23 protein-coding genes are annotated in these 26,018 nt (G+C 35.4%); 4 read left to right on the top strand and 19 right to left on the bottom strand.

Annotation, left to right across the window (positions count from 1 at the left end):
• Nucleotides 1-18 precede the first annotated feature (18 nt).
• The 4 genes from EDD63_RS01315 to EDD63_RS01300 all read right to left on the bottom strand — a co-directional run bounded on the left by EDD63_RS01315 (nt 19) and on the right by EDD63_RS01300 (nt 4,128).
• On the bottom strand, nt 19-678 hold the full coding sequence (locus tag EDD63_RS01315) for an HAD family hydrolase (protein ID WP_208318276.1): 660 nt from the start codon (nt 676-678) through the stop codon (nt 19-21).
• Nucleotides 675-2,078, bottom strand: a complete 1,404-nt coding sequence (gene lacG, locus EDD63_RS01310; protein WP_134167690.1) for a 6-phospho-beta-galactosidase — start codon at nt 2,076-2,078, stop codon at nt 675-677. Before lacG ends, EDD63_RS01315 begins: the two co-directional genes overlap by 4 nt.
• A gap of 68 nt (nt 2,079-2,146) precedes the next feature.
• Nucleotides 2,147-3,805: a PTS transporter subunit EIIC gene (locus tag EDD63_RS01305; RefSeq protein WP_134167688.1), complete on the bottom strand. Its 1,659-nt coding sequence runs from the start codon at nt 3,803-3,805 to the stop codon at nt 2,147-2,149.
• Between the two features lie 2 nt (nt 3,806-3,807).
• Nucleotides 3,808-4,128 carry a PTS sugar transporter subunit IIA gene (locus tag EDD63_RS01300; protein ID WP_134167686.1) on the bottom strand — a complete coding sequence of 107 codons (321 nt, stop codon included), beginning with the start codon at nt 4,126-4,128 and terminating at the stop codon, nt 3,808-3,810.
• Nucleotides 4,129-4,488: 360 nt separating this feature from the next.
• Here EDD63_RS01300 and EDD63_RS01295 point away from each other — a divergent pair, with 360 nt between their 5' ends.
• Nucleotides 4,489-5,256: a DeoR/GlpR family DNA-binding transcription regulator gene (locus EDD63_RS01295; RefSeq protein WP_134167684.1), complete on the top strand. Its 768-nt coding sequence runs from the start codon at nt 4,489-4,491 to the stop codon at nt 5,254-5,256.
• Between the two features lie 35 nt (nt 5,257-5,291).
• Here the strand turns inward: EDD63_RS01295 and EDD63_RS01290 are convergent, their stop codons facing one another.
• Both EDD63_RS01290 and EDD63_RS01285 read right to left on the bottom strand, forming a co-directional pair.
• Nucleotides 5,292-6,644, bottom strand: a complete 1,353-nt coding sequence (locus EDD63_RS01290) for an MATE family efflux transporter (RefSeq protein WP_134167682.1) — start codon at nt 6,642-6,644, stop codon at nt 5,292-5,294.
• Nucleotides 6,645-6,728: 84 nt separating this feature from the next.
• Nucleotides 6,729-7,619 carry a DMT family transporter gene (locus tag EDD63_RS01285; protein ID WP_134167680.1) on the bottom strand — a complete coding sequence of 297 codons (891 nt, stop codon included), beginning with the start codon at nt 7,617-7,619 and terminating at the stop codon, nt 6,729-6,731.
• A gap of 113 nt (nt 7,620-7,732) precedes the next feature.
• Here EDD63_RS01285 and EDD63_RS01280 point away from each other — a divergent pair, with 113 nt between their 5' ends.
• Nucleotides 7,733-8,455 (top strand): DUF5131 family protein, encoded by a 723-nt coding sequence (locus tag EDD63_RS01280; RefSeq protein ID WP_134167678.1) that lies wholly within the window; start codon nt 7,733-7,735, stop codon nt 8,453-8,455.
• Between the two features lie 37 nt (nt 8,456-8,492).
• Here EDD63_RS01280 and fucO read toward each other — a convergent pair whose 3' ends face one another.
• The 5 genes from fucO to nrdD all read right to left on the bottom strand — a co-directional run bounded on the left by fucO (nt 8,493) and on the right by nrdD (nt 13,314).
• Complete coding sequence (gene fucO / locus EDD63_RS01275; protein WP_134167676.1) at nt 8,493-9,650, bottom strand: lactaldehyde reductase; 1,158 nt, start codon at nt 9,648-9,650, stop codon at nt 8,493-8,495.
• A 126-nt stretch (nt 9,651-9,776) separates the two neighbouring features.
• Nucleotides 9,777-10,088 carry a PTS sugar transporter subunit IIA gene (locus tag EDD63_RS01270; RefSeq protein WP_134167674.1) on the bottom strand — a complete coding sequence of 104 codons (312 nt, stop codon included), beginning with the start codon at nt 10,086-10,088 and terminating at the stop codon, nt 9,777-9,779.
• A gap of 103 nt (nt 10,089-10,191) precedes the next feature.
• Nucleotides 10,192-10,683: a dCTP deaminase/dUTPase family protein gene (locus EDD63_RS01265; protein ID WP_134167672.1), complete on the bottom strand. Its 492-nt coding sequence runs from the start codon at nt 10,681-10,683 to the stop codon at nt 10,192-10,194.
• A gap of 9 nt (nt 10,684-10,692) precedes the next feature.
• On the bottom strand, nt 10,693-11,178 hold the full coding sequence (gene nrdG, locus EDD63_RS01260; RefSeq protein WP_134167670.1) for an anaerobic ribonucleoside-triphosphate reductase activating protein: 486 nt from the start codon (nt 11,176-11,178) through the stop codon (nt 10,693-10,695).
• Nucleotides 11,179-11,181: 3 nt separating this feature from the next.
• On the bottom strand, nt 11,182-13,314 hold the full coding sequence (gene nrdD / locus EDD63_RS01255) for an anaerobic ribonucleoside-triphosphate reductase (protein ID WP_134167668.1): 2,133 nt from the start codon (nt 13,312-13,314) through the stop codon (nt 11,182-11,184).
• 406 nt (nt 13,315-13,720) lie between these two features.
• Here nrdD and EDD63_RS01250 point away from each other — a divergent pair, with 406 nt between their 5' ends.
• Nucleotides 13,721-16,057, top strand: coding sequence for an ABC transporter ATP-binding protein/permease (locus EDD63_RS01250; RefSeq protein ID WP_134167666.1), 2,337 nt, complete (start codon nt 13,721-13,723; stop codon nt 16,055-16,057).
• A 32-nt stretch (nt 16,058-16,089) separates the two neighbouring features.
• Here the strand turns inward: EDD63_RS01250 and EDD63_RS01245 are convergent, their stop codons facing one another.
• Nucleotides 16,090-17,700 (bottom strand): ABC transporter permease, encoded by a 1,611-nt coding sequence (locus EDD63_RS01245; protein WP_134167664.1) that lies wholly within the window; start codon nt 17,698-17,700, stop codon nt 16,090-16,092.
• Between the two features lie 12 nt (nt 17,701-17,712).
• Complete coding sequence (locus tag EDD63_RS01240) at nt 17,713-18,603, bottom strand: ABC transporter ATP-binding protein (RefSeq protein ID WP_134167662.1); 891 nt, start codon at nt 18,601-18,603, stop codon at nt 17,713-17,715.
• A 79-nt stretch (nt 18,604-18,682) separates the two neighbouring features.
• Here EDD63_RS01240 and EDD63_RS01235 point away from each other — a divergent pair, with 79 nt between their 5' ends.
• On the top strand, nt 18,683-19,306 hold the full coding sequence (locus EDD63_RS01235) for a TetR/AcrR family transcriptional regulator (protein WP_166667501.1): 624 nt from the start codon (nt 18,683-18,685) through the stop codon (nt 19,304-19,306).
• A 24-nt stretch (nt 19,307-19,330) separates the two neighbouring features.
• On the opposite strand, the gene EDD63_RS01230 is transcribed toward EDD63_RS01235, so the two are convergent.
• The 6 genes from EDD63_RS01230 to EDD63_RS01205 all read right to left on the bottom strand — a co-directional run bounded on the left by EDD63_RS01230 (nt 19,331) and on the right by EDD63_RS01205 (nt 25,929).
• Nucleotides 19,331-19,750, bottom strand: coding sequence for a flavodoxin (locus EDD63_RS01230; RefSeq protein ID WP_134167658.1), 420 nt, complete (start codon nt 19,748-19,750; stop codon nt 19,331-19,333).
• Between the two features lie 267 nt (nt 19,751-20,017).
• Complete coding sequence (locus EDD63_RS01225; protein WP_243833714.1) at nt 20,018-20,686, bottom strand: Crp/Fnr family transcriptional regulator; 669 nt, start codon at nt 20,684-20,686, stop codon at nt 20,018-20,020.
• Nucleotides 20,687-20,729: 43 nt separating this feature from the next.
• Nucleotides 20,730-21,026: an iron-sulfur cluster repair di-iron protein, ric gene (locus EDD63_RS01220; RefSeq protein WP_134167654.1), complete on the bottom strand. Its 297-nt coding sequence runs from the start codon at nt 21,024-21,026 to the stop codon at nt 20,730-20,732.
• Between the two features lie 18 nt (nt 21,027-21,044).
• Nucleotides 21,045-21,272, bottom strand: coding sequence for a heavy-metal-associated domain-containing protein (locus EDD63_RS01215; RefSeq protein WP_134167652.1), 228 nt, complete (start codon nt 21,270-21,272; stop codon nt 21,045-21,047).
• A gap of 73 nt (nt 21,273-21,345) precedes the next feature.
• Entirely contained in the window at nt 21,346-23,199 is a 1,854-nt protein-coding gene (locus EDD63_RS01210; protein WP_134167650.1) for a heavy metal translocating P-type ATPase, read from the bottom strand.
• Between the two features lie 123 nt (nt 23,200-23,322).
• Nucleotides 23,323-25,929 (bottom strand): cation-translocating P-type ATPase, encoded by a 2,607-nt coding sequence (locus EDD63_RS01205; RefSeq protein WP_134167648.1) that lies wholly within the window; start codon nt 25,927-25,929, stop codon nt 23,323-23,325.
• Nucleotides 25,930-26,018 lie beyond the last annotated feature (89 nt).

Genomic DNA, 26,018 nt, shown 5'->3' with positions numbered 1-26,018 from the left:
TTCACACATGAATTTTACTTATACTAATTCTGTAAAATCCTTAATTACCTTTTTTACATAAGGTAGTTTCTTATAAATCTCATATTGATTTGCTGAATCGACCACAACAATATTGCGACATCCAGCTTCTGCTGCATTTTTTATCCCACTGATAGAATCTTCGATAACTAGAATATCTTCAATTGGTGTATGTAATTTTTTTGCTGCATTTTTAAACATTGCAACTTTGTTTTTATAAGTTCCATCATCAAATATAATATCAGATGGTTGAATCCAAACATCTAAGCCAAAAGATTCTATAAAGAAATCGATGTTTTCCTTTATTGATGCACTTGCTATTGTAAATGGTATATTTTGGCTTTTGAGTTTATCAAAATATTCTACACTCCCCTTAACCAAATGAAATGTATCCGTATCTTTCTTACAAAAATCTCTATATATTTCTTCTTTTAGTAAGGAATACTGTTCCATCTGTTGGGCAGTAGCTTTACCATCCAACATATATTGGATAACTTTGTTGTTTGGAACACCATTAATGTGTTCCAACAACTCAGCTTCTTGAAGTTCGATTCCACGTAGTTTTTTTGAAATTTCTCCCCACGCTTTAATATGTTTGTCGTTATCAAAAAACAACGTTCCATTGAAATCGAAAATGACTGCTTTATAATCTATATTCATTCTAACTCCTTTGTTTGTGAGATACGTTTATACCAATATGCAGATGCTTTTGGATAACGTTTTTGACTTTCATAGTCAATGTAGAATAGACCATAACGCTTATTGTATCCATTTGTCCATGAGAACATATCCATTAACGACCAGATAAAATATCCTTTTACATTTACTCCTGATTCTACTGCTTTAAGCAAGTAATATAAGTGTCTTCTTACATAGTCAATTCTTGGTGTATCATCAATAATCCCATCTTCAAAATCATCTTTGTAACCCATACCGTTTTCTGTGATATAGATTTCTTTATAGTTTGGATACTGTAACTTAATTCGAAGTAACATATCAAACATACTTTCAGGATGGATTAACCAATCCCAATCCGTACGATCAATTCCATCTTTTTCCATACGTTCCCCAACGCCTTGCAAACGGAATCGAGAGGTACCTTTCTCACCAGTTCCATTATGGAAAATATCGTTTTCTCCATCATACGCTTGAATGAAACGACTTTGATAATAGTTCATTCCAAGATAGTCATTTACCTTTGCTGCTTTACGCATCACTTCTAAATCTTCATCACGAATGATAATCTTCCCACCTTGTAAAGATGCTAATTTATTTGCAATTTCTAATGTCTCACAACTGTATTCCCCTAAGAATGTAGCATCAAGTAAAAATTGATTTTGCAACACATCTTCATTTTTGGCTGCTTGAATATCTTCAATTTTCAACTCATTAAACGGATATTTATACTCAAGTGATTGTACAACACCGATTTTTCCTTCATAGTTTTTTTCTTTATACACCAAGACTGCTTTTGCATGCGCTAGCATCATATTATGCATGGCTTGAAATGCTTTGGTTACATTGTATTTTTCTCCATATGGAAACGTCCCTTCAATATATTGATTTGTTGCAACTGCCCATATTTCATTGAAAGTAAACCAATATGTGACTTCATCTTTGTATTCTTCAAAGCAGAATGCTGCATATTTCACAAATGCATCAATGGTATCATTACTTAAGAAATCTCCGTTTTTGTACAATCCGATAGGTGTATCAAAATGATGTAATGTAACAAATGGTTCAACCCCGTTCTTGCGACATTCCTTAAACACATCATGATAGTAATCAATACCTTGTTGATTGATAGCGCCAGTTCCATCTGGAAAGATTCTTGCCCAAGAAATAGAAATACGAATTCCATTAACTCCAAACATTTTGCACAACTTCAAATCAACTGGATATTGATGATAGAAATCACTTGCTGGATTTGCTTGGAATCGTCCTTTTTCTTCTAAAAACTCATCCCAAGACACAGCCCCTTTTCCATATGCTCGTGTGCTTCCTTCACATTGATATGCTGCAGTCGCTCCACCAAAAATAAAATCTTCTGCGAATTTCATGTTTACCTCCAAATTTCAAACCTATATTTGGAAAGTAACAGTTAAGTTACTTTCCGTATTCATTATTTTTATTTTTCTAATACATCCAAAATAAAGTTCACAGCTCCTTTTGGATCTTTTGTTAATGCGATATACTGTGCACCTTTTGTTGCTACAACTTTAATACCTAAATCTTTTGCTGCATCTTTGACTTCATCTAAGTGCGATTGAACTTGTGGTGATAAAACCACAACATCGAAGTTTTTAAGAATGTCATAATGTGACCCATACGCTCCAGCTTGTGCAGTCATTGGTGTTCCAGATTCTTTTGCACCTTCTTCAATTGCATTTGCAAACATTGCACTTGTTCCTGCACCAACGCAAAGTACAAGTACATTTACATTATCTGTAAGTTCTTTACGTACTTTTTCTACTGTAACTGTTGTCTCTTGTGCATCCATCGTTTCAAGTTCTTTTGCCTTTTGCGCTTCTTCGATTAGTAAACTATCATCATATGCTTTAATAAATGGTAAATATATTATTGAATCCACAACAATAAGAACAACTGCTAATACAACTGCTAAAATACTAACTCCGGTTCCAAGGATCAACCCAACTGGTGCTGGCGTTGCCCATGGAAGTACGTACATAAATGAATCCATATTCAAGACATCTACAAAGAACTTGAAGATACTAACATTTACCATTGGTGCTAATAAAAATGGCACAAAGAAGTATGGGTTCAATACAATCGGTGTAGCAAATAGCAATGGCTCATTTACTGCAAAACATACAGGCACAAATGATGCTTTACCAACTGCTTTTAATTGTTTTGATCTTGCAAATAACATGAATAAGAATGGAACAACTAATGTAGCTCCTGTACCACCCATCGTACCAACAAAGTTTCCTAACCCAACTGTAAGTACATTTGATGCATGTTCACCTGCTTTGAATAACTGTAAGTTTGTTTCTACATTTGCATAAATAATTGCGGCAATTGCAGGTTCAACAATTGATGGTCCATGTACTCCAACAAACCAGAACATTGCCATAGCTCCCCAAATAATACAAATCCCTAAATATCCATCAGCAGCACTAAATAATGGTTGTAATAATGTAATGACTGCTTCAGCAAATGTCGTTCCTACTGTATATGTAGTAACAACATCAATAATCACACAAATAAGTACTGCAAATGAGAATGGGAAAATATCTCTAAACATTTGTGATATTGTTCCTGGAACTTCTTTAGGCATACGAATCGTAATGTCTTTCTTAACACAGAAACGATATACCCAACATGTAATAAATGCTGCGATAAAACTTGCAATTAAACCTTTTGTTCCCATGAACGCAGTTGAGAAGTTTCCATCAACTTGCGCAACACTTAGGAATAAGAATCCACAAATACTTGCCAACATAACGGATACTGGATTGATCTTTTTGTTTTGTGGCATTTTACGGTTCATTGATTCTGCTAAACAACGTGCTGTTGTTGCAGTTACAAGCAACCCAACAACTCCCATCGTATATCCATATACTTTCCATAACCAAGTAGATACTTCCTCTGGCCATGCAAATCCGAAAATTTCAGGAATTGCTGCTGCTAGAATGAATACACTAGAGAATAGAATTGCAGGCATTGCTGTTAAAAATCCATCTCTAATTGCCCCTAAATAAATGTTTTGTGCTAATTTATCAAAAAACGGTTTTGCTTTTTCAATTTGGCGAATAATTCCCCCCATATTTATTTCTCCTCCTTTTGTTTGTAAAGTTCAATAAAATCAGTAACGATATCTCTTAGTAAAATCGTAGTCATTAAATGGTCTTGTGAGTGAATAAAAATAAATCCAAGTTCCATTTCTTGACCAGCTGCTTCCTCAGCTAAAATCTTTGTTTGTGCTTGATGTGCAAGATTAAGATTTTCATCAGCTTCCTGTAATCGTGCATCCACATTTTCAAAATTTCCTTTTCTTACTTCTTTTAATAATTCAAGAAGTGAACTTCTTGCATCTCCTGCGTAGGCTACGATTTCAAAACCTACCATAATCAATTCGCTTTTTTCCATCGATTATTTCTCCTTACTTTTAAATTTTGATACATCGGTAATTCGTTTCAAACAATAGAAGCTCTTTCATATATATAAGATTCATATGCATAAGAGCCAACACGTATCAATCTCATATATACTTCCCCTATGAAGCAAAAGTTTGAATTCCTTGTATATTCAAATTGTAAACGCTCACAAAAAATGAGTCAACACTTCCAAACATTTTTAATCAAATAAAAACGCATTAATTTCAATATTTGTTTGATTTTCGACACAGAACTATAATAATTGTTTGTTTTTGTTTGTTTCTTGTTGACTATGAGTATATCAGGGTGTATATTCAAAGTAGATAGAAACTATAAATATAGGAGATAGAACATGTTAAAAAGAGAACGTTTATTAAAAATATGCAACATGGTAAACGAATTTGGAATTGTAACTGTAAATGATATTATCAATGCACTTGATGTATCAGATATGACTGTGCGACGTGACTTAGATGAACTTGAGAAATCCGGGAAACTTCTACGTATACATGGTGGTGCGCAGAGTTTAACCTTTTCATTAGACCATGAATTGTCACACGTTGAAAAAGCAACTGTTCAATCTATAGAAAAACAGCAAATCGTAAAACATGCGAGTTCCCTTATAAAAGAAGGAGAGACTATTTTCTTAGGACCAGGAACAACGATTGAAATGTTGGCAAACCGAATTCGCGGTAGAAACATTCGCGTAGTTACAAACAGTTACCCTGTATTTGAAACGCTCATTAATCACAAACCAACAGAAGTAATTCTTACAGGTGGTGAATATCGTAGTCATACGGGAGCCTTTGTCGGTCCTATTGCAAATTCCATTTTACTTAAATTGAAATATACAAAAGCTTTTATTGGTTGTAATGGTATTTTCAATAGTCAAATTACAACATACTCACTTGAAGAAGGTGAAGTTCAGGCAATTGCTTTAAGCAATTCTCGCAATCGATATTTACTTGCAGACTATAAAAAGTTTAATCGTGAGGATTTTTATGTATACTATGATTTACATGATTTTGATGCAATTATCACCGATCAAAATCTAAGCAAAGATACGCAAGAACACTACCAACAATATACTGACATTATTATCGCAAGTACAAAGTTTTAAAAAGGATGAACTCCGATATGAAGTTCACCCTTTTCTTATACCCATTGATTATTGTTTTTAGAATAACGATTCATAATGTAACGATAAATGATTAACAGAAATAAAGCAGCAGTAATCCATGCCGCTGGACTTGCTAAACAAATCACATCATAGCTTTTCATACCAGCACCAATAAACCCTACAACAATTCGTGCAAGTAGTTCAACGACACCTGCAAACATCGGTAGAAAACCAAATCCCATTCCTTGAATTCCACTACGATACGATAAGATAATATGTAATGGCACAAAAGTTAATCCTACATACAGCATATATGTATCAACATAACCAATAATTCGATCCACATGATTACTTACAAATAAATACGTTACATACTTACCAAAAAAGATAACAACGATTCCAATAACAACGGAATATGTAATTCCAAAGATATTTGCTGCTTTGAATCCTTCTTTGATTCGATCCAAACGACTTGCTCCCATGTTTTGTGCACAATACGTTGCCATCGTTGTTCCTATAGATGCTAACATCTGTGTTGCAACTTGTTCAATTTTAACTGCAGCTGCAAAACCTGCAGCAGGAATGCTTCCAAGTGTATTTAGTGCACTTTGTACAACGATGGTTCCAATTGCAGTAATTGAAAACTGTAATGCCATGGGTAATCCAATTGCAAGTTCACGACGAATCAAATATCCATTTAATTGCCAATGCTTCTTACGTGTATGAAACTCTGGCACTTTCTTAAGTATGTAATACAAACATAAAAGTCCAGACACACCTTGTGAAATTACAGTTGCTAGTGCTGCCCCATCTGCTCGCATTTTAAATATAATAATAAACACTAAATCTAAAATGACATTTAAAGCTGCAGCTAACACAAGAAAGTATAATGGACGTTTACTATCACCAATTGCACGCAATAATCCAGCTAGTAAATTATAGAGCACTTGCCACACAATCCCTAAGCAAATGATATACATATATCCATACGCATCTTGATACATATCTTGTGGTGTATTCATAAGTTCTAATATTCCATCAAGAGAATAGATACTTACAAATGTTAGGATAACAGAAACGACAATAGAAATAATACATGCCATAGCAAAAGACTTTTTGATTTCTTCATGATTTTTTGCACCAAAGAAGTTGGCAACCACGACCCCAAACCCACTTGTTAGTCCCATCAAAAAACCAATGATTAAAAACACAAGCGTTCCACAAGATCCCACTGCCGCTAATGCTTCATGACCAACAAATTGACCAACGATTAACGTATCTGCTAAATTATAAAACTGTTGAAATAATCCACCTAAAAATATCGGCATGGTGAAAGCCACAATTATACGCATTGGCTTTCCAGTAGTCATATCACTTCGTCCACTCATAAGCTTTCCCCCCCAATAAAAATCTTTCCCCATTATACTTCTTTATACTACATGAAACAATATGTACATCGCATAATTCGCACACTATTTCTTTATAAAGCGATTGCTTTCTGATAGCCATAATCCAAGTAAGGTTAAACCTGCTCCAATAAGTAAAACTGGTGTTAATTTCTCATCAAGAATGATAACTGAAGAAACAAGTGTTACCACCGGAACTACATAGATATACACACTACTTTTTAAAGCACCAAGAATTCGTACTGCTTGATTCCATGTCACAAAACAAATCGCAGAAGCCCCAACACTCAAAAATAGTAGATTTGCAATTACAGGTACAGACTGAAAGTCTTCAAGCTGAATATGAAAATCCATAAAAAATAAAAACGGCATCATAAATAGTAATCCATACATAAATATATGACGTGTCATTTGTATAGTCGGAAACCCCAAATCACTAATTTTACGAATACATATGGAATAAACTGCCCACGCTAATGCAGCAAGTAAGGCTAGAAAATCTCCTACTGGATTCAATGAAATACTTTGATCACCAGGCAAACTAATAAGTATTACACCAATCATTGCCGCAACAAAACCGATATAAAACTGAATTTTTGGCTTTTCTGTTTTAAGAAATATAGTGGCAAGAATACTTGTGAAAAATGGTGCAATTGTAATAATAATGCCAACATTAGAAGCACTTGTCATAGTTAGTGCAATGTTTTCAAGTAAATAGTACAGTGTAATCCCACTAATTCCTGCTCCTACAAAAAGCAATTGATGCTTTGCTTCCATCTTGATTGGTTTTGGATACATCAAATAAAGTAAAATGAACGCAATCACAAAACGAATAAACAAAATTTCGACAGGAGAAAAATACGCTAAAAGTACTTTTGTTGAAACATAGGTAGTTCCCCAAATAATAATAGTTATCATAGCTAAGATATGACCGAATACTTGATCTTGCTTTTTCATATAATCCCCCACATTTTTGTAAAACAATAGAGATATTATACTTCATGCGATTCATACTTGTATATAGTGAATGAATACGCATATAATAAATGTATAACAATAAAGGAGATACAATGAACTGGGAACCATGGACTGGATGTTATCCATTAAGTGATGGATGCAAAAACTGTTATTTTTACGGACCACACGCGAAACGTTATGGTCAAAATGAAATAACAAAAACCGATAAATTTGATTGGCCAATTCGCAAAAAGAAAAATGGCGAATACAATATCAAGGGAGATAAAATACTCGCTACTTGTTTTGCGACTGATTTTTTCTTGCCAGAAGCGGATGAAATGCGAAAAGAAGTTTGGGCGATGATCAAAGAACGCCAAGATATCGATTTTCTAATACTCACAAAACGAATTGATCGTTTTTATGAATCGCTACCTGAAGATTGGGGAGACGGTTATGATAATGTCAATATTGGTTGTACAGTTGAAAACCAAGAAATGGCAGATCAACGCTTACCTCTATTTATTTCATATCCGATAAAACGACGCTTTGTTGCATGCGCACCATTGCTCGGTCCTATTGATTTAACAAACTACATACATGCAATTGATCATGTTTCGGTTGGCGGTGAAACAAGCCGGGAAGCACGTGTTTGCGACTATCAGTGGGTATTAGACTTGCACGAACAATGTAAGCAAGCAAATAAAACCTTTTGGTTTAAAAACACGGGTTCACAATTTCTACGTGATGGCATCATTGAAAAAGTAAATCCATTTAAACAAACAACGTATGCTAAAGAACTTGATATTAACATATCCGATGGGAAACCATTATTCTAAAAAGCCTGAAGACTCAATTCTTCAGGCTTTTACTCAATTATCCGTTATACGCTTTTTTGTATACTTCAAGAACTTCTTCATAATTACAAGCTCTTGGGTTTCCTGGTGTACATGCATCTGCCATTGCTGATGTTGCAAGTTCACCTAAATCTTCTTCTTTCACTCCAATTTCTTTTAATGTCGCTGGAATGTTTACATCTTTTGATAATTGTTTTACTGCATCAATTGCTGCTTGACGATATTCGTCTTGTGACATTTCATCTACATTTGCCACACCCATTACACGTGCAATTTCACGATATTTTTCACCAGTGTAATCTTTGTTGTATTCCATTACATATGGAAGTAATACTGCATTTGCAATACCATGTGCAGTGCCATAGAATGCTCCTAGTGGGTGTGCCATTCCATGTACAACTCCAAGACCAACATTTGAGAATGCCATACCTGTCATATATTGAGCAAGTGCCATGTCTTCTCGTCCTTTTGGATCATTATTTACCGCATCACGTAGACTTCTTGAAATAATTTCAATTGCTTTTAAGTTTAACGTATCTGCTAGTTCCCATGCTGCTGCAGTTGTATATCCTTCAATTGCATGCGTTAATGCATCCATACCGGTAGCAGCAGTTAATCCTTTTGGCATACTTGCCATCATATCAGGATCAACAATTGCAACTACTGGAATATCATGTACATCTACACAAACGAATTTACGTTTCTTTTCTGTATCTGTAATTACATAGTTGATTGTTGTTTCTGCAGCTGTACCAGCAGTTGTTGCTACTGCAATCATTGGTACTGCTTTATTTTTTGTAGGTGCAACACCTTCAAGACTTACCACATCACTAAATTCTGGGTTGTTGATGATAATCCCAATTGCTTTAGCTGTATCTTGTGGTGAACCACCACCGATTGCAATAATGTAATCCGCATCTGCTTTTTTAAATGCTTCGACTCCATCTTGTACCATTTTTACTGTTGGATTTGCTTCTACTTCATCAAAAATTTCATATGGTAATGAAGCTGCATCTAATAAATCTGTAACTTTTTTAACGACACCAAATGTAACCAAATCCTTGTCAGTAACTACAAGTCCTTTCTTAAATTGACGTGCTTGTACTTCAGTTACAATCTCATTGATTGCTCCTTTTCCATGATAACTTGTTTCATTTAAAATAAATCGATTTGCCATAACCTGACCTCCTATATGAAAAACGATACGCCTTTTTCTTATTTCTTGCAAGTATTTCGTCTTCACGTTCATAAGTTTTTTCTTTATAGCATCTACTAAAAAAGCAACCATATGGCTGCTTGATTACTATTTATCTAAACGTTTGTATACGTCGATAAATTCATTTGCTAGAATTTTAAATGCTTCTGCACTCATTAATTGATCTTCTGCATGAAGCAATAATAAAGTAACTTTTTCAAGTTCTCCATTTGCTTCTTGTTGGATCAATTTTGCGTGTGCGTGATGCCCTTCTGTAAAGAACTTTTCACCTTCACTAATTGATGCTTCCGCTTTTTCATAATCCCCTACTTTCGCATGTTGAATCGCTTCAATAAAACAACTTCTTGCGCCACCAACATTTGAAATAATTTGAAAACAAACTAATTCTAATCCTTCCATACATTCCTCCATTTTTATGTCATTTTGACTTATGTGTAGTATATCATATATTGATTCTTGCTACACAAAAAAATAGAAATACCGAAGCATTCCTATTTCAAAGTTATTTACTTGTACTTCCAAAACCACCATTACGAACGCCAGTTGCATCATCATCTTCAACAATTCCATATTCCATGAAGATTCCTTGCATGAATCCATCATGTGCTTTTAATGAAATGGTTTTATTTTCATTTGAGTCGTTTGTGATTTTCGCAAAGATGTGACCTTCATTATCACTATAGAAATAATCAGCATCAATAATACCCACAGTATTATTTAGTTGTAGACGGAATTTAAATCCAAGTCCACTACGTGGATATAATTGTAATACCCAGTTTGCTAACATTTCAACACGAATTCCTGTTGGAATTAATTTAGTTTCATTTGGTGCTAGTTCTAAATCAAAAGGTAAGAAAAAGTCATACCCTGCACTTTGTGCAGTTGCTCGTTTTGGCAAACAGATTGCGTCATACATTTCATGTACATCTTTACCATCAAAACTTGAACTAAATTGTTCATAACTCACCTTGTGAAATTTCGCTACTTTTTTCATGGATTCTCCTTATACTTCAACAATTTTCTCTTGTGCTCTTGTGGCTTTCACATCAATCACTTTTTGATTTGATGATCCTACCCAAGGGGTTGTTGGTGAAAGTTGAGCTTCAATAAATTTCCCATCAACTAACACATCGATGTATGCCATTAATTCAATATCTTTGACATCATCGTATAGATATCCAGTATACACCCAAATACTTTTCTTTGGAAATTTTTCTTTTAATTCTTTAACCAATTCGGTTACATCTTTACGGTTGTGTAAGTTTAGTGGATCTCCTCCACTAAGGGTTACACCATCAATGTAATCATTATCTAATGAAGCAAATAATTCTTGTTTTGCATCATCATCAAATACGATTCCACCTTGTAAAGACCAAGTGATTGGATTGTGACATCCAGGACACGCATGATCACAACCAGCTAACCATAATACTGAACGTAATCCCTTTCCATTTAGCATATCGTCTTTTGTAATATTGTGATATCTCATAAACTACATCGATTTTCTCTCTTTTATTTCTGCCATTTTCGCATCATTTAAACGAGAATCTCCTTTTACACGTGAGTATGATAAATATCCATTCATACGATCAATTTTAGTTAAGTTTGCACTTCCACATTTTGGACATACTTCCATTTCTAATTCTTCATGTCCACATTCTTCACAATATGCTAATGATAAGTTAACTCCTTCATAGAATCCCATTCCCATGGCTCTACGTACTAACGTTTTAATTGCATCCGTATTGTATCCAATTGGATATTTTACGTATTGAATTTTACCACCGTTAGCTAAATCCCAGAAACGTTTTTCTAAGTTTTGTTTTTCGATCGGTGAAATATCTTCTGTAACATGACAGTGGAATGAATTGCTTACATATTCACGGTCACTTACATTTTCAATTACACCGTATTTTTTACGGAATTGTTGGATTTGTAATCCACATAGACTTTCTGCTGGAGTTCCATAAATTGCATAAAGTCTTCCATCTTCTTTTTTGAATTGTTCAATTTTCTTATTGATGTATTCAAGTACTTTTAAAGCAAATCCTCCATCTTGAACTAATGAACGTTTGTTGTAAAGTTCTTGTAATTCATTTAACGCAGTGATTCCAAAAGATGCTGTTGCACTTTCAAGAATTGGTTTGATTTTGTCATGTAAACCTAAGTTTCCACCAGCAAAACCACCTTCACAGTATGCAAGAGGGTTCACACTTGCTTTCATTTCTCCTAGGTAGTCATATGTACGTAAGTGTAAGTTACGAATAAGTTCCATATATCCATCTAACACTTCGTAGAAATCACGACTTTCTTGTTGGGCTTTCGCTAAAATCATTGGTAAGTGTAATGAAATCGCACCAATGTTAAAGCGACCAACAAAGAATGGTGAATCGTTTTCATCTGCTGGTTCAAGTCCACCACGACGGTAGTAAGGACTTAAAAACGCACGACATCCCATAGGTGAAATTATTTCACCATATTTTTTGTAGATGCTAGGTACATATCCTTCACCAGTTAAACTCAACCAGTCTGGATACATTGTTTTTGAACTACATTCAATACCTTCATTAAATACATTTTCTAATGGCTTACCTTCTCCGTGTAAGTTTTCATCATATAAGAATACAAGTTTTGGGAACAACACTGGTTTTTTGTGTCCTTTCTTTCCTTGTCCTTCTTTACGTACACGTAACATTTGAATACTTGCCATTTGTTCGAATTCACTTTGTCCAATTCCCATTGACATCGTAATAAATGGGTAATCTCCTCGACTACTTGAAACAGAGTTAAACTTGTATTCCCATCCTTGGAAACCTTGTCTAAAGTCTCTTTCAATGTCTTTCATTGTGATTTCTTTTGCTTTTTGTTCATCTAAACCTAAATCTGTATAGTGTTTTAAATAGATCTTGTATGATTTTTCAGCATATGGTTTTAAAATCGTTTCTACATTAGGAACGGTAAATCCACCATATTGTTGACTTGCTGCACTAAGGACAATATCCCCAATAACATCAAAAGCAACATCTAATGTTTTTGGTTCATTGTACCAAAGGTTTCCCATCTCAAACCCACCACTTAGTACATTTTGCACATCAAATAAACAGCAGTTCATCGTATCACGACGTGCACTCATATCATGAATATAAATATATCCATCACGAATTGCTTGTAGTTCTTCTGTTGTTAAGAAGAATTTTTTGTATAGTTCCTTATTTAATTCATTAAATATTAATGAACGTTTTGTCGAAACTAATGCGCTGTCTGTATTTGAGTTTTCTTTGTCTCCAATATACATAATGCTTTGACTTTTCTTATACACCTCATCAAGCATATGTACAAAGTCAATTTTGTAGTTACGGTAATCACGGTAACTCTTTGCGACTTTTGGATTTGTAAGTTCAAGTGCAGCTTCTACGATATTATGCATTTCTTGAATCGTAATCTTTTCATTCTCCACTTCACTTACTTGTTTTTCTACATCTTTACAGATGCGATCAATTTCCGCACTCTTAAATGAATATAAGGTACGGAAAGCACTTTTATTGATTGCTACTACGACTTTATTTATGTTAAACACTTCTAGTGTTCCGTCTTTTTTAACAACCCTAACTTTTGATAGTTCCATAACACTTCCCTCTCTCTTTCAAAATTTTTGCCTGCCACTATTGTACACATTTTCAAGCAAGAATGGGCAACATCTAACTGAAAACTTTCACCCTTTTTTACAATCGCTTTCATAGAATTTTCATGAATGCAAAAAGTGCCGAAACCATCGACTTTAATGAATGCGAGAGATTTGTCAACGACTTTTTATCATGAACTTTCACATAATTTGTCGTTGGTATTTTATAAGCATTTCATACGTTTCTAACATAAGAGGTGATACATTGACCCCAAATTTCTTACATCTTAGTCTTGGTTAATAACCACTTATCCTGAAAATGTATCCGCAAAGTCTAAATCACGATATAGTTTACGCATGTTCATGCGTTTACTATGACGGATGTGCAGTGAGTATAGAGGAGAAAAACATGCTTAAACTAAAACATATAAAGAAAAGTTATAAAACTGGGGATTTTCAACAACATGCACTGAAAGATGTTTCCTTGAGTTTTCGAAAAAATGAATTCGTAGCGATCCTTGGACAAAGTGGTTCAGGTAAAACAACCATGTTGAATATCATTGGGGGATTGGACCAATACGATAGCGGTGATTTAGTAATCAATAGTAAAAGTACAAAAAACTTCAAACAAAAAGATTGGGATGCATACCGCAATAACTGTGTCGGATTTATCTTTCAATCGTATAATTTGATCACACATATTAGTGTACTATCCAATATAGAAATGGGTATGACACTAAGTGGGATCGATAGTAAAACACGTCGCAAAAAGGCAATGGAAGTATTACATAAAGTTGGCCTTAAAGATCATGCACACAAAAAACCAAATCAACTATCTGGAGGACAAATGCAACGTGTTGCGATTGCTCGTGCCCTTGCAAATGATCCTGATGTGATTTTAGCTGATGAACCTACAGGTGCACTTGATAGTGATACCAGTGTACAAATCATGGATTTGATTACAGAGATTGCTAAAGATAAACTTGTAATTATGGTGACTCATAATCCTGAACTTGCTAATGATTATGCAAATCGCATCATTGAACTTAAAGATGGATTGGTCACAAGTGATTCTCATCCTGTACAAGAAGATAGTGAGAAACCTTCAACATTTTCAATACGTAAAACTGCAATGAGTTATCTTACTGCCCTTGCCTTATCTTTCAACAATATCAAAACGAAAAAGGGTCGTACTTTACTTACTTCATTTGCTTCAAGTATTGGAATTATAGGTATCGCATTAATTCTGGCATTGAGTAATGGATTTCAAGTAGAAATCGATAACTTTGAAAAGGATTCTTTATCTAACATGCCAATACAAGTTGCTAGTCAAGCTATGCAAATGGATGCAGCATCATTTTCAAATACATCCAAAACCAACGATCTAAAAAAATATACAAGTGAAAAAAGTGTATATGCACAAGATGATGTGATGGATAGTATGATTCATCAAAATAAAATTGATGAAGACTATATCGATTATATTAAAAAAATGGATACAGATTTACTTTCAGGAATTTCATACCAAAACACAACACAACTAAATATGATTACAAAACAACAAAACGGAATCTATCAACCAATTGTTTTTGATATACAAAGTGCATGGATGCAACTACCAACACAGTTCAAAAGTGATGCAAATCAAAGTGTCTTGACAGCAAAAAAAGAAACTGGAATCATTGACTCTTTATACGACACATTAGTTGGAGAGATCGATATGAATCAACCTGGTTTAGTTATCCAAGTTGATGCATACAATCAAGTAAGTAGCACCACCTTAAAACAACTAGGTTTTGAAGAAAATGAACATGTTACATTCGATGAATTATTACATAAAGAAGTCAAAGTAATTTTAAATGATAGTTGGTATAACGAAATCGGTCAATATTATATGCCAGGTTCTAATTATGAACAAATGTATAATTCCAAACAAACCATTACCTTGAAAGTACAAGCAATTATGCGTGGTAAAAAAGATAAAGAACTAATTACTTCTGGTAGCGGTGTTTTATATACACCAAGCCTTATTCAAGAAGTTATGTCTAGTAATTCAAGTTCTGCAATTGTTCGTGCACAACAAGCAAGTGAAACAAATGTACTGACAGGTCAACCATTTGATAAAGACCCTACTAGTCAAAATACAAAAGAGGCAACACTTGCCTACTTAGGAGCTGATGCAATTCCAAACTCCATCATGATTTATCCAAAAGACTTTGAAAGCAAAGATGATGTTATTGCATATCTTGATGCATACAATGTAGATAAAGCAACCGACGATCAGGTACTATACACGGATTTTGCGGCAATGTTATCTTCACTATCAGGTGAAATCATGAGTGCCATAACAATTGTACTTATTGCCTTCTCTGCAATTAGTTTGATTGTCTCTTGTATCATGATTGGAATTATTACCTATATTTCGGTACTAGAACGAACAAAAGAGATTGGAATACTTCGTGCCCTTGGAGCCAGAAAAAAAGACATCACGCGTGTTTTCAATGCAGAAACCTTTATCATTGGATTATGTTCTGGTTTATTGGGAATTGGAATTGCACAGTTACTTACGATTCCAGCTAATATCGTAATTGAAAATGTTTCTGGGCTAGCAAATGTTGCAAAACTCAATCCAATACATGCACTTATTCTTGTATGTATCTCCCTAATATTAACGCTACTTGGTGGATGTATCCCTGCTGAGATGGCAGCAAAAAAAGACCCTGTAGAAGCATTACGTAGCGAATAAGCAAAGAAAAAGGTTGCACTGACAACCTTTTTTTATACACCTTCATGTAAATCTCGTCTATGATAACCAATAGCACCAAGTATCATCATAACAATTCCAATAGCACCGACAATTAAAAATGCACTTACATTGAAACTTTCCATTGGTACGCGATTCATCCAATTCAAAGCCGATGTTTGATTTACCCATTCTGGCAAGTCTAGTAGATTTAGAAAATAACTTACCATAAACGAATATCCAAGATACAAATACAATAGTTTTCCTAATTTTGGTGCATATCCAATACACAAACCACCAAGCCCTATAAAGAATAGGAATACCGCAAAATAATTGAAACCTGCACCAATAAAATCAATAAACGTCATGGTGCTTTTACTCATAGATGCTATAGCCATTCCACCAAGTCCAAAAGATCCTGCTAGATTGGCAAATACACTTAAGCAAATGGCAATACCAATAACTGACCAGTATATTTGATTACGACTTACTTTTGTCGAATAGACTTGTGATAAATGTCCACGTCGTTCTTCATTGTATAGTTTGTTTAACATTACAATAGGCAAGATTATCGCAAGACCTTGTACCACAAACATAATCGTTGCTGTAAAAGAGACTTCAATTGAGATGCCTTGTACTGTAAACATTTGTTGCATCATTTCATTACTGTTTAAAAATGACTGCATATCTGCATATACAGAACCATAAGCTGCACCCATGACTGCAAAACCAATTAACCACGCAATATTTGTGCCTCGTGTAATACGCCAAAACATTCCTGGTACACTCAACATGCGTTTGCTTGCATGCGCTTTTCCTTCAAATTGAGGAATGTAGCCATCTTGCATATCGCGTTTACTTTCTAATACAAACGCCACAAAGATACCAACGATCGAGAACACGAGTGCATATACAATTGGTAGCCAGTTGTTCTCGACAAACGGATAGGTTAAATATCCCCATCCTAACGGGTTCATCATCGAAAGTGAAACATTGGAAATATCCGTTGTCGCACGAACGATATACAATACGATTAAAAGTGCAATACTTCCACCAATCGCTCCGGCTGAAGTAGACATAACTTGTGCCATCAACAAGCCAACAACTGCACCAACAATTCCAAGCATCGCAATGGATAAACCAAACAATAGCGATCCTGTAACATCGATTCCGGTTAAATTGAATGACACCATCAAACCACAAACAAATAAAGCAAGCACAAGGTTAATCAACACCGTTTCCACCATGACTGCAAGTGCATTTGCTTCGCGACCAACACGGAACGAACGAATCAATTCTTGAAGACCCAAGTCTTCTTCTCTACGTGTGTGACCTACCACATGCATCGCCGAAATAATAAAGGCAAACAAGCCACAAAACAATAACATTTCATTGGAATACATCGCTCCAATCGTATATGCTTGTGGATCACTAATCGGTGTTGGTCCAACAATGGAAATCATCGCTGGGTTTTGCATGGTTTCATACATACCTAACAGTCCATCACCTTTGGCAATTTCTTCAAAGAAAGGAATAAAACCTCCGCAAAACAAACCTAAACCAACAATCCAAAAAACAATCTTTTTCCAATCTCGCTTTAGATACTGAATAAATAAATATTCCCATAGCGCAAAATTACGATTCATCTTACTCACCACCTAAGCTTCATCATTTTCATAATGCGTGATAAACAATGCTTCAAGGGTTGGTGGAACTATTTCAAATTTGTCCATCGGCATCGTTGCTGCAACTTTCAACAAATCATTGATATGTTCATGATCGATTGAGAAACTCAATTCTTTGCCTTTTTGTTGAAAATCGTAAACTCCTGTCATGTTTTTGAAAACAGACAAGTCACCTGTTGTTTGTAAAATAACATTGGAACGTGTTAGATGACGCATTTCATCAAGTGTTCCTTGTTCCACAACGACACCTTCACGAATGATAACCACACGGTCTGCAAGTCGTTCTACTTCACTTAAAATATGACTCGATAACAAAATCGATTTTCCTTCGTTTTTTAATTGTTCAATTTCTTCTTGGAAGACGGCCTCCATTAACGGGTCAAGTCCACTCGTGGGTTCATCCAGAATGTACAAATCACTATCTACACTCAAAGCTGCAATCAAACCTACTTTTTGGCGATTTCCTTTGGAATAGTTCTTTGCCTTTTTCTTTGGATCCAATTCAAACTTTTTAATAAGTTCATCACGTTTGTTGCGTTTTGCCCCACCATGAAGTTTGATAAATAAATCAATGATTTCTCCACCTGTCATGTTTCCCCATAAGGCAACATCTCCAGGCACATACGACAAACGTTTGTGGATTTCGATTTCATCATCCCAAGCATCTTTTCCAAACACTTCAACTGAACCTCCACTGCGTTTTAAAATCCCTAATAGCACGCGGATTGTTGTACTTTTACCAGCACCATTTGGTCCAATAAAACCAACAACTTCTCCTTTTTTTACTTCAAAACTAACATCTTTAAGTGCTTCAAATTTTCCAAATTTCTTTTGAAGCTTATCAATTTTAATAACTGTATCCATAACTTACCTCTCCCTTAGTCATCGCTAAGAATGATTTCATTATACATCAGTTGACCACATTGGTCAACTGATGTATACTATGAATATGAAAGAAACATTAGACAAGATAGAAAAAAGTAAGCAAATCCCTTTAATGAACGCAATAATTAAAGAATTTGCCAACCACGGGTACCAAAAAGCAAGTACAAATCAAATGGTAAAAGATGCAGGAATTTCAAAAGGATTGTTGTTTCATTATTTCGGTAATAAAAAGAATATGTTTGAAGTTGCCTTTGTTTATGTCATCCGCATTGTGATGGATGGGCTGCAAGAATCAAACTATTTGGAGATTTCAGATATCTTTGAATTTATATTGCATTCTATGCACACCAAAGTAAAGGTGATGAAAAAACATCCAGACAGCTACAGTTTTCTTTTACGGGTTTACAACGATAACGATCCCTTTGTAAAAGACATCATTGTCAAATATAAAAACGAAATGGTAGATGAAGCATGGAGTTCTCTTATCGAACGTGCAGACACGTATAAATTTAAAGATCCAAACGATATTCCATTGTTGCTTGAACTAATCACTTATGCATCATATGGTTACATCGAGACAAATCAAAAACTGCTACAAGATGATATTGATGCGGTCATTAAAAACTTTGAAGCGTACTTCATTATGCTGCGTAAACGTTTTTACAAAGATGAATATTTATAAAAAAAATTCCAAGTTGGAATTTTTTTATGCAATAAATGCTTTCGCGTACGCTTTACAAGTTGCAAGATCATCATCACTTGGACTTTCATTAACAATAAGACCTTCTTGATATAGATTTGCACCGGCTTCTTTGGTACGAATGACCCAGTCACGCATCCATTGACCATCACCCCAACCATAAGAACCAAAAAGAGCAACCTTTTTGTCTTTTAAATCTGCTTCAATTGAAGTAAACCATGGATTGAATTCTGCTTCATCCAATGCATCGTCCCCCATGGATGAACAACCAAATAGGTACGCGTCATATCCATCCAAACTTGGACTTTCAGAAACATTCACACATGTGACCTCATTACCTGCTTCTGTACATCCTTCTGCTAAGGCATTTGCCATTGCTTCTGTATTACCTGTCATTGACCAGTATACAATTAGAACTTTATTCATTTATTATCCTCTACTTTCTTATATTTCCTAGTAGTGTTGGCATCTAGCATGAAACTCATGAAGATGAACACTTGTGCACGTACTGAACATTGCAACCAGTTTCTTTATGTTGATAGACATACGCCAAGCGTGATCCAACCTACAACTACTTTCCATTGCAAGATGCATACTTCTCACCCTTAGGTTAGATAACGCTAACTTAAGGTGTAAAAAATATGGTCATCTATATCCGCTTCACGCTTCGTGTTTTGACAACCATTTTTTTGATTAACGCATATTTGAGATGATACTTTCTAGGCCTTCCCTATCTAAAATTTCCACCAGTTTTTGTTGACGACGTAGATACATTTTACTTTCAAGTTGTTTGAATTTACGTGACAAGGTTTCTGGAGTTGTCCCTAGAAAGGTAGCAAGTTCCTTCATTTTTAAAGGCAATGTATATTTTGTAGTACCCACAACTTTCGTTACATCCAGTAAGTAGGTAGCCAAACGTTCTTCAACTTTTTCCATGGAAAGAAAACGTGCCTGTTGTTCCAAGACTAGCGATTTTTGTGCGTTGATTTCTAACAATTTCAATGTCAATTGTGGATACTCAAGCAACAGTTTACGAAAGTCTTCTTTGTTTATAAAACAAATTTCCATATTTTCCAAAGCTTCTCCAAAGACACTGTCATTTGTTGCACCAAACAGTTGGTTTTCACCTTCATAACCGCCCGGTTCAACCACACGTAACAGTTGTTCTTTTCCATTCGCGGACAGCTGATAAACTTTCATGTTTCCACTGGCAACAATGACAAGTTTTTCATCACCAGGCGAAAAGATTCGTTCACCTTTGGTAACATCCTTATGTCTAGCTAACGTATTGATAACTTTTTGATCCTTCATATCTAAATGATTAAACAAAGGAACAAGCGATACGCAAATATGTTCACTCATCATCATTACCTCCTTTTCATTATCTTAGAGTAGTGCGTTAAAACTAGCAAGCACTTTGCCTTTCACTAGCAGCGATTTCAGCAAGTTCACCTAACATTTCATAGGTTTGTAAAAACGTTTGACAAACATCACTGGGAACAGCGAAATCACTTGTTACTGCTTTAAGTCTGGCAACCGTTTGCTGTATATCTTGATGATGTAAGCTACGCATTTCAATTTCCTTATACAGTTCACGCACTTCATACACTTCTGGATGATGTTGACCATGCGCGTTAACAATTGCTTTCGTATACAAATCCAAACGTTCTTGATGTTCTTGTATATAGTCTTTTACAGTCATGGTATCACTCCTTTCCTGTTACTTTTCACTGGCTTTTAGTACTTCATAACCAATTGTTTCTACAGCTTTTTGAATGTTTGTTAATGTAGTTTTTGTTGCATCAAAATCAAGCTTTGCCTTACTGGCATTAAATAATATTTTGACACTTGCTTTATCAACACCATCCACGTTTTTTAGTGCAGCTTCAATTTTTTGCATACATGTTGGACATGCCAAGGTTTCGAGTTGTAGCACGGCTTTTTGCATATTTCACACCTTCTTTCTATACGCTAACTGTAACGCAAAGGTTTCAAAAGAAAATTGATACCTATCAAGTTTTTCATTTTTTTAATTTATATTTCAATAAGCGCATACCATTAAGGATAACAACAAGAATGCTACCTTCATGGACAAACATACCAATTGCCATATTCATCCATTGACTGAAAAACACACCAAGCAAAAGGAAGATGACTACTGCTATTGCAATTATAATGTTTTGTTTCATATTTCGATTGGTTGCTTTGGCCAATCCAAGTGCATATGGTAGTTTATGAAAATCAGAATTCATTAACACAACATCAGAGGTTTCAATGGCTACATCAGTCCCTGAACCCATGGCAATACCTATATCTGCTTGCGCAAGAGAAGGGCTATCATTAATGCCATCCCCAACAAATGCAACAACATGTCCTTGTTGTTGAAGTTCTTTCACATATGCCGCTTTATCTTTAGGCAACATCTTCCCAAAAGCTTTTGAAAGACCCAGTTGATGAGCGATGACATCAACAGCACTTTGACTATCTCCAGACAGTAAAACTAAGTCACTTATACCCATTTTCTGTAAATCTAGAAGATCTTTTACAATATCTTGACGCAAGACATCACGAATGGCAATCAATAATGCTACACTTCCTCCTACACTTACAAGTACAAGTGAATGACCTTGATTTTCGAGTTCTGCAATATCAGCTTCCATCTGTTTGTCAAATATAACCTGATGATTTTTTAATAAGGTCGGCGTTCCAACCATCACCACTTCTCCAGCGACTTTTGCAATGATTCCATCACCACGAATAACACGTGTTTGACTTACTGGTAAACTTTGAATATCTTTGTATGCTTCAATGATTGCTTTAGCTAGTGGATGCTGAGATTCCCTTTCAACGCTCACCAGATATTGCAATGCTTGATCTTGTTTTTTTGTATAACTGATTACATGTACCACTTCAGGGTTACCCACAGTCAGTGTCCCAGTTTTATCAAATACCATTGTATCAACTTTGCTAAAACTTTGGATGACACTACTTCCTTTTAAGAGCACACCGTGTTTCGCTCCATTTCCTAAACCAGACACATTGGATACGGGGACACCAATCACCAACGCTCCTGGACAACCCAAAACCAAAATTGTAATAGCTAGTTCCACACTTTGCGAAACCCACCAAACAACCAAAGCGAGTAATAAAACAACCGGCGTATAGTATTTAGAAAATCGATCAATAAACCGCTCCGCTTGAGATTTGGCATCTTGTGCTTCTTCGACAAGCTCGATTATTTTACCAAAAGTAGTATCTTCTCCAACCTTTTGGGCATAAATACGCAAAGTTCCATTTTCTAGGATTGTTCCTGCATACACTGGGTCATCTTTTTGTTTAAACACAGGCAGTGACTCTCCAGTAATGGTTGCTTCATTACTATAACCTTCACCGGCAATGACCAAACCATCCACCGGAATTTGACCCCCCGTTTTTACAAGCAGTACATCCCCAAACTGCAAATCATCAACATCAACTTCTTCTACAACATCATCAACTCCAACTCGTAACGCTCGTTTGGGTGCCATAGAAACAAGCTCTTGAATTGCCAATCGAGTTTTTGCCAATGTTCTTTGTTCTAAGGAAAGTCCAAACAAAAACAAGAATGTAACAATGGCAGATTCCTCATAGTTTTGAATGGTCAACGCACCAATGATTGCAATACTTACTAGTAAATCAATGCTAATGATTTTAAGACGCAACGCTTCCAATGCTTGCATCCAAATAGGTATACCCCCAACAATGGATGCAACCAGTAATAAGATTTCACTTTGTTGCGTTTGGTGAAAAGCGTAGTGAAGCACAAAGGCAACAACTATGACAACCAATGTAAAGATTGTTATTTGATTTCTGTGTTTTAGTATATATCGTTTCATCTATACCACTTCCTTTATCTACTCCTAGTATAGAAGATCACTTATAGATAAAAATTGATGGATATCAAGTTTCATCAAAAAAGCACAAGTATTTGCTACTTATGCTTCTTTATAGTATTTTGATTATTTTGCTAGACCTAAAGCTTTGGCAATTTCCAAGACAATAACTGGGGTAATACTTAAGATCCAGGCCATGGCATATAAATGGATGGATAAATGATCCAAGCCAAAGATTGTCGTAATCGGTTGAATGAAAATTACGATAAGCATCAACGCGATGGATACTGCTGCTGCTTTATTCAAACTCTTATTTGTAAATGGTCCAATTTTAAATAGACTTTTATGCGAACGCATACTAAATGCATGGTGTACCTGTGATAAACCTAAAACAATAAATGCCATCGTACGTCCATCTGCTAATCCGCCATCATCCATTCCAATTTTAAATGCAATTAGTGAGAGTAGACCAAACATAATTCCTTGTAAGACAACTTGTACGCCCAGTCCATTAGCGAAAATACCTTCTTGTTTTGGTCTAGGTTTTTCGTTCATTACACCTTCGTGAATTGGTTCCATTCCTAAAGCAATCGCTGGTAAAGAATCAGTAGCCAAGTTAATCCATAAAAGTTGCATTGATAGTAGTGGTGTTTTTCGCCACAATAACATCGCAAAGAATACAACTGCGATTTCTCCAATATTCGTTCCTAATAAGTAACCAACGACTCGACGAATATTATTATATATGCCGCGACCTTCGCGTACTGCTTCAACAATTGTCGCAAAGTTATCATCCATCAAGATTAAATCCGCAGCACTTTTTGCGACATCTGTTCCTGTGATTCCCATTGCACAACCTATATCCGCTGCTTTTAGTGATGGTGCATCATTTACACCATCTCCTGTCATCGACACGACTTTATCTTTTGCTTGCCATGCTTTGACAATTCGAATTTTATCTTCAGGCGATACACGTGCATAGACAGATATTTTTTCTAACTGATCACTGAGTTCTTCATCGCTCATTTTGATAAGTTCTTGTCCACTAATTGCTAGATCACCTTCTTTATAGATACCCAGTTGACTTGCAATAACCGTTGCAGTTAAGACATGGTCACCTGTAATCATAATTGGCTTAATTCCAGCTTTGATACATGTTGCAACACTTGCTTTTACTTCTTCACGTGGTGGGTCAATCATACCAACCACACCCATAAATGTTAAATCATTTTCAAGTATTTCACTTGTGAGTTCTGTAGGTATTTCATCGATTTCTTTGTATGCGACAGCAATTACACGTAATGCTTCTTTACTCATCGCTTCAACTACTTCTGCAGCTTTACCTAAATCCCCATGAATCATATGTAAATTCATCTCGTCATAAGCACCTTTTACTATGACAATATTTTTTCCATCGATTTGATTAATGGTTGACATCATCTTACGATCACTATCAAAAGGAAGCTCTGCTAGGCGTGGATATGTTGTAGCTAAGTCATCTTGCATCATGCCATTTTTTCGTCCTGCTGCAATAATACTTGTCTCAGTTGGATCTCCTACGCTGACTTCCTTACCTTCATCATCAATATAAATACTTGCATCACTACATAGAATCGCATAAGCAAGCAGTTTCTTTACTTGTTCATCATTGTGATCACTTATATCTTCAATTTCTTGCCCATCAACGTATGCTTTTAATAACGTCATCTTGTTTTGAGTCAGTGTTCCTGTTTTATCTGAACAGATAATCGATGTGCTACCTAATGTTTCAACCGCAGGTAAACGTTTCACGATTGCATGACGTTGTGCCATACGACCAACACCAATCGATAATACAACTGTAACGATTACTGGAAGCCCTTCTGGAATCGCTGAAACAGCTAAACTCACTGCAGTCATAAAGATTTCTAATATTGGCATTCCATCCATAATCCCCATCACGAAGATAATCGCACAAATAATCAAGGCAACAATTCCTAAGTATGTACCTAGTTTTGCAAGACGTTCTTGAAGTGGTGTTTTTTGATTATCATCACCATCCAACAATCCAGCAATCTTACCCATTTCTGTTTGCATTCCAGTTTCTGTAACTACTGCAATAGCTGTACCATTTGTCAGTACACATCCTGAATATACCATATTGACACGGTCACCAAGTGGTTCATTTTCCGCAATGATTGCATCCGCTTTTTTATCAACTGGAACACTTTCTCCAGTTAATATCGATTCATCACTTTTTAATGCATTTGCTTCGACTAGACGACAATCTGCAGGAATAAAATCCCCTGCTTCAAGTTTTACAATATCACCTGGAACCAAATCACTCGTTTGTATAATTTGTTCTTTCCCATCGCGAATCACTCTTGATTGTGGTGTCGTCATCTTTTGCAGTGCTTCAAGTGATTTCTCTGCTTTATTTTCTTGATATACACCAACAATCGCATTCAACACTACGATAAATAAAATCAATAATGGTTCAAAAAATGCAGATGCGCTTTTTTCTTCAAATGCAACAACAAAACTAATTGCAGCAGCAATTAATAAAATAATAATCATTACATCTTTGAATTGCTCAATAAAACGCTGTACTAATGTTTTTTTCTTACTTTCATGTAGTTTGTTATATCCATAAGTAGACAATCGTTTTTCTACTTCTTGTGTTGATAATCCATTGCTAGGATCACTTTGCAAATCTTGCAAAACATACTTTGCTTCATTTGTATAGGCACTCATAATCTTCCTCCAATTAATTAGTTATATTATACTTGCTATTACATAAAAAAGCCATTGAGGTAAACCGTAAAAAAATAGCCTTGATGACA

This window comes from Breznakia blatticola (assembly GCF_004365815.1).
Taxonomy (GTDB): Bacteria; Bacillota_I; Bacilli_A; order Erysipelotrichales; family Erysipelotrichaceae; genus Breznakia; species Breznakia blatticola.
The sequence above is the reverse complement of the archived record's forward strand: the minus strand, read 5'-3'. Positions and strand labels throughout refer to the sequence as shown.